Below are 12708 nucleotides of genomic sequence, written 5' to 3'. Positions count from 1 at the left end.
CTCAGCGCTCCTCGACGACCCGGACGGTCATGGTCGTGTTCCCGATCTTGACCTGCGAGCCGTCGCGCAAACCCGTGTGGGTGATCCGGTGGCCGTCGACGAGCATGCCGTTGGTCGAGCCGAGGTCGTGGACCTCGATCGCGAGGCCCCGGTCGCCGCCGCCGGTGACCGTGAACTCCGCGTGCCGGCGGCTGACGCCGGGGTCGTTGATGCGTACGTCGGCCTCGGTCCCGCGGCCCACGACCAGTCCGGGCGGCTGCAGGGGGTGCTGGGTGCCGTTGACCTCGAGCACGGCCCGCGCGCGGCCGACCTGGGTGTGCGTGGAGCTGCCGGTCACCTTCGCCTGCGCCTGGCTGCGGATCCGGAACCGTCCGGTCGTCAGGTCGTCGGCCGGGTTGAAGTCGATCGTGACCGGCCCGGGGAAGACGTAGCTCTGCTGCTCGGCGTGCTCGCGCAGCTGGCGGACCAGCTCGTCGGCGAGCGCCGAGTCGTACGGCGAGAGCCGGTCCAGGTCGGTCTGCGAGAGCTCGACGTGGAAGTCGTTGGGGACCAGGCGCCGGTCGCGCGAGAGGATCTGCGCGTTGTTGTCGCACTCGCGCTGGAGCGCGGCGGCGATCTCGACGGGTTGCACGGCCGAGCGGAAGGCCCGGGCGAACGCGCCCGAGATCATCTGCTCGAGCCGGTTCTCCAGACGCTGGAGCCCACCCACGCTGCCCTCCTTAGCATCCGTAGTCCCGGTGGCCGTACGTCCGTCGTGGCACGCTCGACCACCCCGACCGGAGGCCGGGTCGCATCGATCGTAACGGGGTCGGGTGGACGGCCGCGGGAGGCCCTCGCCCCGGTTTGGGGCAAACAGAAGCGCTGGGATAACCTTGGGCCGCTTCACGCGCGAGTGGCGGAACGGCAGACGCGCTGGCTTCAGGTGCCAGTGTCCGAAAGGGCGTGGGGGTTCAAATCCCCCCTCGCGCACGTGACAGTGGGGTTTTCCCCACCAGGTTGAACAGTGAACAAGCGGGGCCGGGTCGAGAGACCTGGCCCTTCTTGCTTTCTGGAAACAACCGCACACGTCCTACTTGTCCTGGGTCCACGGCCCGGCGCAATCATGTCAACGCACTCGCCCGACGTGTCTTCGGCGGAGGCGGCGCTGTCGTCGCCTGTGTCGCGGGCCGGGGCAATCGACCGCCACACGGACTCCCCGATGAGCCCGGAGCGCTGCGGGTTCCCCTCTTGGGCAAGCCAGTACGCCCGGTCGCAGCGTCTGCCGCCCGGCGCTATCCCCTGCGCCTCTGTCCTCTTCGGGTCGGCCTCCAGCCGAGGGGTACACAGCCGCCTGAACCTTGCAAACTCACGTCCTCGCGCCGGCTGCGACCTCCACGTCCCGGCCCAACCGTCAGGCGCCGCTGGCCGCGGCAGCTCGGGCGTCACGCAATCTGCGACGAAGTTCGAGGATGAGCGGTCGGTAGTCCGGACCGTTCTCCGGGATGGCTGGGCTGGTCGCGGCGACGAGCGTGTTCCGGCCGTCGATGGGCCGTCCCGGCAGGATCGGCGGCTGCCAGTAGCGAGTCGTCACCCAGTTGGCGAGGAGCCGAGCCGAGCGGCCGTTCCCATCGGCGAAGGGATGAATACGCAACCACGTCGCGTAGATGACGGCGAGGCCGTCGATGACCGGGTTCAGGCGTGCCAGCGTCGCGGCATCCGGCTCCGGAATCTGGGCGTCCCACGTCTCAAGCCGGTGCTGGACCTGGGCCTCGAGGGTCTCGAGACGGGGGAGGACCTCGGCGTGAGGAGCTCCACGAAAGGGCGGGAAGTCGACGTTATAGAACTTGATGTGACCGGCTGCCTCCCCCCGGTACCGCCCGATGTACTCAGGTCGCGGGACGTGGGCGCAGCCGGCATGGATGGCGGTATGCCACTCGCGGGGGACGTCGAGTGTGAACGGGGTACGGCGGCCGGCGTCCTGCGCCATCTGAGCATCGAGGAGCGCGACGTTCTTGTTGATGATGGGGGTGTCGTCTGTGTGCTCCACCCATGACTTCGGAGCCATCCCAACCCCCCTTCCTCAACACAGTCGCGCCGCACTCACCCGCACTCACGCCTCCGGCGCACCCGGTTCGTCGTCAGTATCGGCATCCAAGCTGTTCTGGCCTCCCCCGACGAGGTCGAGGTGCTCGGAGAGCGCGGTCTCGTTCTCGAGGTAGTGGTCGGCGGCCGGAAGCGGCGTCTGCCCGGGCACGTACCCGTCATCCTCGAGCCACGCTGCGTCACTGGCTGCGGTCGCGGCCCCGATCAGGAGCTCGATGAGGTCGTCGGCCGGGACTGCGGGGGCACCGTTGTCCGTACCGGAGTTCCACACGAGCTGGCTGGTGGCGGCGTCGCCGAGCTCCGCGCGGGCCGAAGCGAGCGCTGACCAGAGGCTGAGGAGCGCGGGGATGTTCGGATGGCGTGGGTACTGGGGTGCCTCCCGCTTCCACGACATGATCGTCGAGTTGCTGATGCGCAGGTACGTCGCGAGGTCTTGCTGCCGCATGCTCAGCCATGACCGCAGCTGCGCCACGGCCTCAACGAGCAACGCCGAGGACGGCGCTCCGACCTCGGAGGCGATGTCGGCGCCGCTGTTCGTGTCCGAGACGTAGTCCAGGTCCAGGCCGGCGGTGACGGCATCTGCGAGACCCTGAAGATCACGGTGGTCGGGCGCGTCGAAGGTGAAGCCGATCCAGGATCCTTCGACGAGTTCGCCGATGTTCTCGGCGAAGTAGACGTTGCGCACGTGGGCGGTCAGGTTGGTCCAGTTGGGCAGGTTGGTCGGCGTCCACGCGATCACGATGTGCGCAGCGTCGCAGAAGCCGGCGTCGAGAGGTGGCAGCGTCTGCTGGTCGCGTCGTGGCCACCGAAAACAGGGGTCGCCGTACTCGTCGATATCGTCGACGAGCAGAGATGCGGCCCGGGATGCTCCGGTGATGCGGGTCGCTGGCATCAGCCCTCGTTCCTTCCGAGCATCTCCTTGCGGAGGGACTCCTTGATGACGGACTGGAAGATCTCCAATGAGTGGTCGTTGAGATTCTGCATCGCGGCTGCGACGGCGGTGGTCTCGAACGCTTCAGCCACCTGACGGAAGCAGTCGATGTCGAGGACGAATACCTGACCGCTGCCCTCAGCGAGAACCCCATGGTGGACGAGCGCGTCGACCCCGTCGGCGAACGACATGGTCGCGCGACCCTCAGCGGTCGTGATGTGCTCCGAAAGAGGCGAGCCTGCGGCCGGGCCGAGGAAGGCGGGGTCGACTAGGTCATGGTCGCGCCACTCAGCTGCCGTGTGAACATCACGCGGTTGAACGCGGTTGACGTACCGCAGCCCAAGGCGGGTGGTCAGCTGCGGCCCGATAGTGCTCTGCAGCGCAGCTACAACGGCATGCCACGTCTGGGCGAAGACGTCCCAGCCGGCGTAGTTGCGGGTCTCGAGGGTGGCCTGATCGGTCATGACTGTGACGACAGTGGAGTCGTCGCGAGACTTGAACTGCCAGCCGGCCGCCGCGCGCTGGGAAGACGCCTCGGGGGTGTTGTCGGACTCGCTAGTCACGAGGATCTGTTGCTGGTGGACCTGCGCGACGACTGTGAGGTCGAGCGCGGCCATGGGTTCCCGAAGAGCGGTAGCGACGGCAGGGAGAGTGTTCTCGTAGCGTTCCTCGAAGCGAACCTGGGCGAGGGTCACGATCAAGGGCGGGGCGGCGAGAAGGGTCCTGTCCAAGGAGACGGGCATTGGCCAACCTTCCTGAAGTTGAACTGAACCTAGAGTACAAGGTCATCCCACGGGCTCATTTCGCTCGGATCTCGTGTCGCGGACTTGGTGGACAGCCCGGACCGGCCCCACCCGACGTGGCTGGCCCGGTTGGCACCACGGAGGCGACTCGGCGGTTCGGGCTCTCCAGGAGCAGCGTGGCTCAGCGGCGGCGTCCGAACTTCTCGAGGAGAGCCGCGGCGAGGTCGCGAGCCAGCTCGTCAGCGCCACGGTCGAGTGCGGCGGGTGAGACGCTCTCATCGGGGAGGACCCGAACCGGCTCGTCACCACCGAACCCGAAGTTCGCTCTGGAGCGACCGGTCTGACCGAGCGGCCCGTCGACGACGCTGATCATCGAGCCCTCGACGCCCGCAGCGACGGCGAGCCGTCGGGCGGCTCCGACCCCGACCAGGCCTGCTAGGCGCAGCGAGGCAGCGACGTTGGAGGTCAGGTCTGCGGCGTTCAGGACACCGCCCATTCCGTCGGTCGGTAGTGCCCACCACACGCTCACCTGGCCGGACGACTCGACGCGGGCTCCCATGACGTGGCTCGGCCTGAGAACGTCGATGGGGCCTCGCCGAGCGGGGGGAGGGAGCTCGACGGTGGCGCTCTGGTCGTCGGAGCGTGGTTCCACTCCTGCGTGGATCGGCAAGGACCCACTCGAACGCAACGCCGTCACCAGGCGGTCGGTCATCGTGCGCATGACCCTCAAGGGGATCGGGTCGGTGCCGAGCGGGAGCACGTGAAGTTCGATCGTCGCCGGGCCCTGCTGGTGGACGCGAGGGTCGTCCCAGTCGCTGCGCCACGTCACGTCAGGCAGTTCCCCGAGGGCGTGGTAGGTGAGGTGCCCGGGTTGCGAGGCGACTTCGCGCAGCGCGGCAGCGACCTTGGTCTGGAGGTCGGTGACATCGTCGAAGGTCGCCCAGAACGAGCCGGCGCCGTAGTCGCCGATCTCGTCGACGAACGCCTTCTGGTCGTCGTCCATGTCGACCCCCGCCTTGGTGAACACGAGCCGCGGGATGCCGCGCGTGCGTGCGCGGACGTACTCGTCGTGAGTGGCGGACTGGCCGGTCTCGGGGAAGACGTGCCCGTAGTGCGGTCCGATGAGCAGCAAGTACGCGTCTGCGCTGTCGACCCCGTCAAGACATGCTTGCCGGCTCGGAACCTGCTGAGCGGTGAAGTCCTCGAAGCGGACAGGCTCGAACCCGACGGCCTTGAGGAGACCTGGAAGCGCGTCGCGCTCCTGCTCGAGGCCACGGCGAACGCTGCTGATGAAGACCCGCACGTGGCTCATTGTGCCGTGACGTACCGACACTGAACCGGACACCTCGCTCGTGCCCGGCGAGGGATTGACCACCCGAAGTGGAGAGATCCCCACCCCTGCGCGCGCTAATCCCCCCTCGCGCACGTGAACGAAGGGCCCCGGACCAGGAGAACTGGTTCGGGGCTCTTCTGCGTCTGCACCGCCCGGCGCCGGTATCGCCGAGGACGGCGTGGACGGGCGCGGCCTCCACTACCCTCCCCGGTGTGACGGTCCCGACCACAAGTGCAGAGCACGCCGCGTCCGACGTGGGCGACGCTCGCCAGAGCGCGAAGGGGACCAAGCTCAACAAGCGCGGGATCGCGACCAGGCAGCGACTGCTGGACACCGCCGTCCAGGTGCTGGGCGAGGCCAACCCCTCGGACGTGAGCGCCAACCTGGTCGCCCGCCAGGCCGGGGTCACCTGGGGCACGGTGCAGCACCAGTTCGGGGACGCCGACGGTCTGTGGGCCGCCGTCCTCGACTTCGTGTCGACCGGGTTCCCGATGCTCCGGCCGATGGACGACGTGTCGGTCGCCGGCCGGGTCGCCCAGATCGTCAACGGCCTGTGGGACTTCTACGACACCGTCGAGGCGCGCACGGTGCTGAACCTGCGCGACACGCTCCCGCCCAACGTCGACGAGCTGACCCGCGACTACCCGCTCACGGCCCAGGGGTTCGCCGAGTGGGACCGGCGTTGGCGCCGGGCGTACGCGAAGTCGTTCCGGGGCCTGGTCGTGGACGGCTACCGGCTCGAGCGGGTGCGCAACCTGCTCTCGGTCTCGGTCAAGGCCCTGCACCGCGAGCCGCAGCTGAGCACCTGGACCGACATCGACCAGGCCCGCGAGGGCCTCATCGAGGCCGTGGCTGAGTATCTCGGGCGCGAGCCCGTCTGATCCTGGACCAGATCCACGGCGGCCGCGCCGAAATTCGCATTGATGGTTCTATGACCTGTTGCGAGAGCGCTCTGGGAGGGCTCGGCCAGGGCGCCGGTCTAGTCCGCTCGCATTCGCATTGAGGATCCTCAACAAACGCGAGTGAGGCGTGTCACTATCCCGGCGTGGCGTCGATCACAGAGCAGTCGCACCGCCCTGCTGGTGATCCGAGCCCGCACCGACCTCATGTCTCTCCGACATGCCATCCAGGATCCAGGGAGTCAGACTGATGAACATCAAGCGCACGATCGCAGCCGTCGGCATCGTCCTCGCCACCGCCCTCAGTGGTTTCGGCGCCACCGCCGACGCAGCCCAGGCGCCCGTTGCGAAGACCACCCTCGGCAGCATCTCGGCCACCCCGAGCACCGGCCTCACGGACGGCAAGAAGGTCTCGGTCAAGGTCTCGGGCTTCGGCAGCTTCACGGGCACCGCCAAGATCATCCAGTGCACGGCCGGCGTGATCTCCGACGGCACGCACCCGTCCAAGTACTGCGACCTCAAGCACACGGCCCCGATCAAGATCTCGCACGGCGCCGGCAAGGGCTCCTACAAGATCCGCGTCGCGTCCTTCCACGCAGGTCTCGCCTCACAGAAGTGCGTCAAGGGCGGCCGCTGCCTGATCCTCGCCTCCACGCTCGACAAGAGCTACGCGGCCTTCTCGCAGATCAGCTTCGCGTCCTGATCAGAGGGCGGCTTCGGGTCTCCCGCTAGGGGAGCTCGAAGCCGCCCGACCCGGGCGGCTCGGCGCACCGGTCCCCGTGCGTGGCGTCGTGAGCATCCGATGGCCCGCTGAGACCCCTGAGACGAGGAGAGATCCGTGACGATCGGGACCCTGGTGCTGGGCCTGCAGAGTGGGCTCACGATCGGCCTCCTGGCCGTCGGCCTCGTGCTGATCTACAAGGCCAACCGGTTCATCAACCTCGCCCACGCCCAGCTCGGCGCCGTGTCGGCGCTGCTGGTGGCCAAGTGGGTCCTGGACGAGGGCTGGAACTTCTGGCTCGCCTTCGCGCTCAGCATCGTCATCGGCATCGTGACCGGTGTGGTGGTCGAGCGGTGCCTGATCCGCCCGGTACGCCGACGCGGCGGCTCGAGCCTTCCGCTCCTGCTGATGTCGATCGGTGCCTCCCAGCTCCTGCTCGCCCTGTGCTTCATCCCCGCCTTCAAGCCCGACCCGGACAAGGCCCAGCCCTACCCGCAACCCTTCGAGGCGGCCTGGTCCGTCGGGGGCGTCGTGCTGAGCGGCATGGACATCCTGACCCTCGTCCTGGTGCCGGTCCTGGTGGTCGCACTGGCGGTCTTCCTGCGCTACTCGCGGATGGGTCGCGAGATCCGGGCCGCGGCCAACAACATCGACGCCGCCCGACTCTGCGGCATCTCGGTCACCCGGGTCAGCCTCGTCACCTGGGGCATCGCCGGCTCCTTGTCGGCGGTCGCGGCCGTCCTCTCGGCCCCCAAGCAGGCCAGCCTCGACGTCGTGGCCCTGGGTCCCTACCTGTTGATGCTCAGTCTCGGCGCGGCCGCCTTCGGTGCCTTCGTGTCGCTGCCGTGGGCACTCGGCGGCGGCCTGGTCCTGGGCATGGTCAGCCGCGTGGTCGCGGCACGCACGAGCAACGAGGCCACGGCCGAGGTGGTGACCTTCCTCGTCATCCTGCTCGTGGTCGCGGCGCGCAGCAAGGCGATCGGTGCCGCCTTCGCGACCGGCGGAGCGGGGGCGCCGGAGCGGCGACCGGTCCGCGTGCCGGCCTCGCTCCAGTCCTCACGGTTCGTGCGCCAGGGCCCCCGCCTGGGCGGGCTGCTGGCCCTGGCGGCGGCGGTCGTGCTGCCCTTCGTGCCGGGCTTCAACGGTGACGGTGACCGCTTCCTGCTGGTGATCGTCATCGTCTACGCCCTGGTCGGCATGTCGTTGACCGTGCTGCTCGGGTGGAACGGTCAGGTCAGCCTCGGACAGTTCGCCATCGTGGGCATCGCGGCGTTCGCCTCGGCCCGTCTCATTCCCCACGGCTGGACGCTGCCGGCCCTGATGCTGATGGCGGCGGTGCTCGGCGGTGCGGTCATGGCCTTCGTCTCGCTGCCGGCGCTGCGGGCAGCCGGGTTCAGCCTCGCTGTCACCACCCTGGGGCTCGCTGTCGTCACCCCTGACTGGCTCCTCCAGCAGGACTGGATGGCCGGCCCCGAGTCCGGCTCCGGCGGTGGACTGAGCTTCGCGCCGGCGCCGGTGGCGCGTGGGCTGGGGCTCACCGACTCGCACCTGAGCCTCTACTTCATCGCCCTGGTCATCCTGGTCGCCGTGCTGCTGGCCGGCAACGCCCTGCGGCGGTCCGGGTCGGGGCGACTGATGATCGCGGTGCGCGACAACCAGCGCGCCGGCAACGCGTTCGGTGTCTTCGCCCCCAGCGTCCGGCTCTCCAGCATGATCCTCTGCGGGGCGATCTCCGGGATCGCGGGCGTCCTGTACGCCGATGCGTACGGCTACGTCGCACCCACCCAGTTCAGCGCGGGCATCTCGATCGCCCTGCTCGCCATCCCCGTCATCGGCGGGCTCGGCTCGATGGGCGGGGCGATCGCCGCCACCGCGCTCGTCTACCTGCCGGTGATGTTCCTCGCGCCGGTGCTCATCTCCTCGTTCGAACGACTGGGCCTCGGCCTGGGCTTCCAGCTCGCGCTGTCCTCGGTCGGCATCATCGTGATGATCCTGCAGTTCCCCACCGGCCTCGCCGGCGGGGTCCAGGGCGCCTGGCAGGGGATCCTCGACCGCCTGGCCGCCAAGCGGGACGGCCTCGCCACGACGCCTGCGGACGCCGACGAGTCGGTGGCGCAGGCCGTCGCGCACCAGATGCCCGAGTCCGCCGAGACCGCGCGGCCCAGCCGCCGGGCCGGTGGCCGGGTCAGCCGACGCGTCGAGGCGCTCACGGGCCTGGTCGAGGCGGACCGCTCGTTGCCGCTGCGTGTGGAGGGGGTCACCTGGCGGGTCGGGCGGGTGACCATCCTCGACGACGCCGCCATCCACGTCGGCCGCGGCGAGATCGTCGGCCTGATCGGCCCCAACGGCGCCGGCAAGACCAGCCTGATGAACGTCGTCTCGGGAGTCGTCTCTCCCGATGCCGGCAGCGTCAGCCTCTTCGGCCGACCGATGGTGGACCTGCCCGCCGACTACCGCGCGGCCTTCGGCGCGGCCCGCAGCTTCCAGGACGCGTCCCTGTTCCAGGGGCTGACCGTCACCGAGACGATGCAGGTGGCCCTGAACTCGCAGTACCGGGTCAGCGGCGGCGCCTCGATGCTGCGCGCTCCCTGGGCCCGAGACGCCGAGCGACGGTCCCGGCGCGAGGCCGTGCGCATCCTGGACCGCTTCGGGCTCACGCCCTGGGCCAACACCTTGACCGGCGACCTCTCGACCGGCACCCGCCGGATCTGTGACCTCGCCGCCCAGGTCGCGGTCCGTCCCCGGCTGCTGCTCCTCGACGAGCCCACCGGTGGCGTCTCCCAGCACGACGCCGAGGCGTTCTCGCCGCTGCTGCGCCGGATCCGCGACGAGCTCGACTGCTCGATCCTGATCGTCGAGCACGACATGCCGCTGCTGATGTCGCTGTGCGACCGCGTCTACGCGATGGAGACCGGACGGGTGATCACCGAGGGGACTCCGGAGGAGGTGCGCGAGCACCCGGAGGTCATCGCGAGCTACCTCGGGTCCAACGAGGTCGCGATCAAGCGCTCGGGCGGAGCGCACACCATCCCCGCTCCAGATCCTGCACCCGCCAGGCCCCCAGCCCACCTGGCTGCTTCCACCGACTCTGCTTCGACCGACACGGAGATCCGGCTATGACCCCGTTCCAGCAGTTCCGTCTCTGGGCGCACCGCGCCCCCGTGGCCGAGAGGATCGGCACCGCCGTGGTCGCCGTGGCGCTGCTCGCGGTGCTGGGCTGGGTGATCGTGCCCGTGACCGACTCCGGCGAGGCCGCGGCCAGCACGGAACCGTCGGCGCTCACGTACGCCGACCTCACCGGCGGCTCCGAGGCGCCGCTCAGCACGGGCCCGGTGAGCACTGCCGGACAGCCCTGCGACCCGCCGCCGGCCGACGCCCAGGGCGTCACCGACGACACCGTCAACCTGGCCGTGGTCCTGGTCAACCTCGGTGGTGCGGCCGGCAACGCGACCTTCGGGCTCCCGGCACCCGACGAGCAGGAGAAGGCCTTCAAGGCCGTCGCGAAGAGCGTCAACGAGACCGGCGGCGCGGGCTGTCGGCAGGTGGCGCTGAAGTTCTACGAGGGCAACCCCTCGTCCCAGGACCAGATGCACCAGACCTGCCTGAAGATCCTGCAGGACAAGCCGTTCGCAGTGCTGGACGAGGGCGGCTTCGACACGCAGGCATCCTGCATCGCCTCGGCGAAGGTGCCGTTCCTCACCGCCCGGCTCAACCTGAGCGAGCAGACCAAGTACTACCCCTACCTGTTCGCCAACCAGGCGAACGACCTCACGGTCCGCAACACCCTCTTCGCACTCAAGGACCTGAAGTTCTTCGAGGGTGACCAGAAGGTGGGCGTCGTCTACGGCGACTGCAACGCCGGCCTGGTGGACGTCTTCTTCGACTCTCTCAAGGAGATCGAGATCCCGGACAGCCAGGTGACCAAGTACGACCTCGGTTGCCCGGAGTCGTTCTCGGCTCCCTCTGCTATCCAGCAGGCAGTCCTCAAGTTCAAGGGGGCGGGCGTGACCCGGGTGCTCACCCTCAGCATGAACAAGGACTTCGCCAACTTCACCAAGACCGCCGCGGCGCAGAACTTCAAGCCGAAGTACGGCCTCGCCGACAACGACGGCGTCCTCGACATCACCTACGGCCTGCTGGGTCCCGACTTCGGCAACATCGAGGGCTCGATCGGGATCGCGGCGACCTCCTTCGGTGCCGAGCACTCGGACACGCCCGCCCCTGCGGGCACCCAGGCGTGCAGCGACCTGATGGCCACGGTCGGCCTGGCCCCCGTCTACGAGGAGCTGACGGGCATGGGCGGTATCGCCTGCTCCCAGCTCTGGGCGATGCAGGCCATGCTCAACCACGTCGACAAGATCACCCAGGCGGGCCTGGCCGAGGGGCTCTCGAAGGCGGGCACCCTGCCGTTCTCCTACCCGAACGGTCCCACCGCCAACAACGACCCCAAGGTCACCTTCGGCGGTCAGTACTGGCGGGCCATGGAGTTCAAGGGCGACTGCCAGTGCTGGACGCTCCTCGACGACACGTTCAAGCCGGGGTTCCCGTGACCGCGCCGTTGCTGGAGATCCGCGACCTCGAGTTCTCCTACGGACGCATGCAGGTGCTGTTCGGCATCTCCATGCACGTCGACCCGGGCGAGCCGGTCGCGCTGCTCGGCACCAACGGTGCTGGCAAGACGACGTTGCTCCGCACGCTGGCGGGTCTCGAGACGCCGAGCAAGGGATCGGTGCACTTCGCCGGTGAGGACATCACGGGCGTCGCTGCCGAGCGGCTGGTCGGGCGCGGGATCGCGCTCATCACCGGAGGGCGCTCGGTCTTCACCGACATGACCGTCGCCGAGAACCTCGACCTGCAGGCACGCTCCTTCGTCGGAGACCGCGCCGAGCTCGCCGCCCGCAAGGAACAGGTGATGTCCACGTTCCCCCGACTGGGAGAGCGCCTGAACCAGCTGGCCGGCAGCATGTCCGGCGGTGAGCAGCAGCAGCTCGCGCTGGCCAAGGCGATCCTGCTCAAGCCGCGGCTGCTCTGCATCGACGAGCTGTCGTTGGGGCTGGCGCCGATCATCGTCGGCGAGCTCCTCGAGATCGTCCGCCAGATCGGTGCCTCGGGGATCGCCGTGCTGCTGGTCGAGCAGAGCATCAACATCGCGGCCGACCTCTGCGAACGGACCGTCTTCATCGAGAAGGGGGCGGTGAAGTTCGAAGGACGGACGGCGGACCTCCTCGAGCGCGAGGACATCGCCAAGGCCGTCTTCCTCGGGGCCTGACAGAACGCTCGCACCACCCACCAACAAGGAGCACCTGAATGCAACTGTTTCGCAAGCTCGCCGTGGCCCTCCTGACGCCGGTCGCCCTGGTCGGCGCGATGCTCGTCGTCTCGCCGGCGGCCAACGCAGACCTCTCACCGGTCCTGACGATCTCGCCGACGACGGACGTCGCCGACGGCACCACCATCGCCGTCGAGGGCGCTGGCTTCAAGCCGGCGAGCACCGTCTACGTCGTCCAGTGCGCCAGCCACGACCAGGCGAGCTGTGACGTCACCAACCTCAAGGCGGTCACGCCGGACGCCGATGGTGCGTTCTCCACCGAGCTCACGGTCCACACGGGCGAGCTCGGCTTCGCCGGGGCGAAGTGCGACCCGGGTGACGAGTGCCTGATCGCCGCCGGTGACCCGTCGGACGCCACCAACACCGGGTCCGCCTCCTTCACGTTCGCCGCCGGGACGAAGGCCGTGGCGACCAAGACCACGGCGTCGTACGCCAAGCACAAGATCGCCGGGACGGTCACCGCCGGTGGCAAGGGCGTCAAGGGCCTCGACGTCAAGATCCAGCACCTCGTGGGCAAGAAGTGGAAGACGGTCGCCACGCTGACGACGGCGAAGGGTGGCGCGTTCACCTCGAAGCCGATCGACGACGCCGGGAAGTACCGCGCCTCCACCCCCAAGCAGGGTGACTACAAGGGCTCGACGAGCTCGGTCGTCAAGGTCGCCTGATCCAT

Annotated in this window: 11 protein-coding genes and 1 tRNA gene; 7 read left to right on the top strand and 5 right to left on the bottom strand. The window is 69.0% G+C overall.

Annotated features, from left to right (window positions below; all coding sequences use genetic code 11):
* Position 1: 1 nt before the first annotated feature.
* Complete coding sequence (locus tag ABLE68_RS08275; RefSeq protein WP_348870841.1) at positions 2-709, bottom strand: FHA domain-containing protein; 708 nt, start codon at positions 707-709, stop codon at positions 2-4.
* A 177-nt stretch (positions 710-886) separates the two neighbouring features.
* On the opposite strand from ABLE68_RS08275, the gene ABLE68_RS08270 reads away from it, so the two are divergent.
* Positions 887-969 (top strand) — tRNA-Leu (locus ABLE68_RS08270).
* Positions 970-1390: 421 nt separating this feature from the next.
* Here ABLE68_RS08270 and ABLE68_RS08265 read toward each other — a convergent pair.
* The 4 genes from ABLE68_RS08265 to ABLE68_RS08250 all read right to left on the bottom strand — a co-directional run bounded on the left by ABLE68_RS08265 (position 1391) and on the right by ABLE68_RS08250 (position 5059).
* Positions 1391-2044: a Fic family protein gene (locus ABLE68_RS08265; protein ID WP_348870840.1), complete on the bottom strand. Its 654-nt coding sequence runs from the start codon at positions 2042-2044 to the stop codon at positions 1391-1393.
* Between the two features lie 45 nt (positions 2045-2089).
* Entirely contained in the window at positions 2090-2974 is an 885-nt protein-coding gene (locus tag ABLE68_RS08260) for a hypothetical protein (RefSeq protein ID WP_348870839.1), read from the bottom strand.
* Positions 2974-3756, bottom strand: a complete 783-nt coding sequence (locus tag ABLE68_RS08255; RefSeq protein ID WP_348870838.1) for a TIGR04255 family protein — start codon at positions 3754-3756, stop codon at positions 2974-2976. Before ABLE68_RS08255 ends, ABLE68_RS08260 begins: the two co-directional genes overlap by 1 nt.
* Positions 3757-3937: 181 nt before the next feature.
* On the bottom strand, positions 3938-5059 hold the full coding sequence (locus ABLE68_RS08250; RefSeq protein WP_348870837.1) for a DUF4062 domain-containing protein: 1122 nt from the start codon (positions 5057-5059) through the stop codon (positions 3938-3940).
* A gap of 242 nt (positions 5060-5301) precedes the next feature.
* On the opposite strand from ABLE68_RS08250, the gene ABLE68_RS08245 reads away from it, so the two are divergent.
* The 6 genes from ABLE68_RS08245 to ABLE68_RS08220 all read left to right on the top strand — a co-directional run bounded on the left by ABLE68_RS08245 (position 5302) and on the right by ABLE68_RS08220 (position 12703).
* Positions 5302-5970, top strand: coding sequence for a TetR/AcrR family transcriptional regulator (locus ABLE68_RS08245; protein ID WP_348870836.1), 669 nt, complete (start codon positions 5302-5304; stop codon positions 5968-5970).
* Between the two features lie 268 nt (positions 5971-6238).
* Entirely contained in the window at positions 6239-6691 is a 453-nt protein-coding gene (locus tag ABLE68_RS08240; protein WP_348870835.1) for a neocarzinostatin apoprotein domain-containing protein, read from the top strand.
* A 135-nt stretch (positions 6692-6826) separates the two neighbouring features.
* Positions 6827-9829 carry an ABC transporter permease subunit gene (locus ABLE68_RS08235; protein WP_348870834.1) on the top strand — a complete coding sequence of 1001 codons (3003 nt, stop codon included), beginning with the start codon at positions 6827-6829 and terminating at the stop codon, positions 9827-9829.
* Positions 9826-11259 carry a type 1 periplasmic-binding domain-containing protein gene (locus tag ABLE68_RS08230; RefSeq protein WP_348870833.1) on the top strand — a complete coding sequence of 478 codons (1434 nt, stop codon included), beginning with the start codon at positions 9826-9828 and terminating at the stop codon, positions 11257-11259. Before ABLE68_RS08235 ends, ABLE68_RS08230 begins: the two co-directional genes overlap by 4 nt.
* Complete coding sequence (locus ABLE68_RS08225; protein WP_348870832.1) at positions 11256-11978, top strand: ABC transporter ATP-binding protein; 723 nt, start codon at positions 11256-11258, stop codon at positions 11976-11978. Before ABLE68_RS08230 ends, ABLE68_RS08225 begins: the two co-directional genes overlap by 4 nt.
* 38 nt (positions 11979-12016) lie before the next feature.
* The gene (locus ABLE68_RS08220) at positions 12017-12703 is read left to right on the top strand and encodes a neocarzinostatin apoprotein domain-containing protein (protein ID WP_348870831.1); all 687 of its coding nucleotides are present in this window, start codon (positions 12017-12019) and stop codon (positions 12701-12703) included.
* Positions 12704-12708 lie beyond the last annotated feature (5 nt).

The sequence above is a fragment of the Nocardioides pollutisoli genome (assembly GCF_040045055.1).
GTDB classification, from domain to species: domain Bacteria; phylum Actinomycetota; class Actinomycetes; order Propionibacteriales; family Nocardioidaceae; genus Nocardioides; species Nocardioides tweenelious.
Note: the sequence above shows the minus strand (reverse complement) of the source record. Positions and strands in the feature narration are given on the sequence as shown.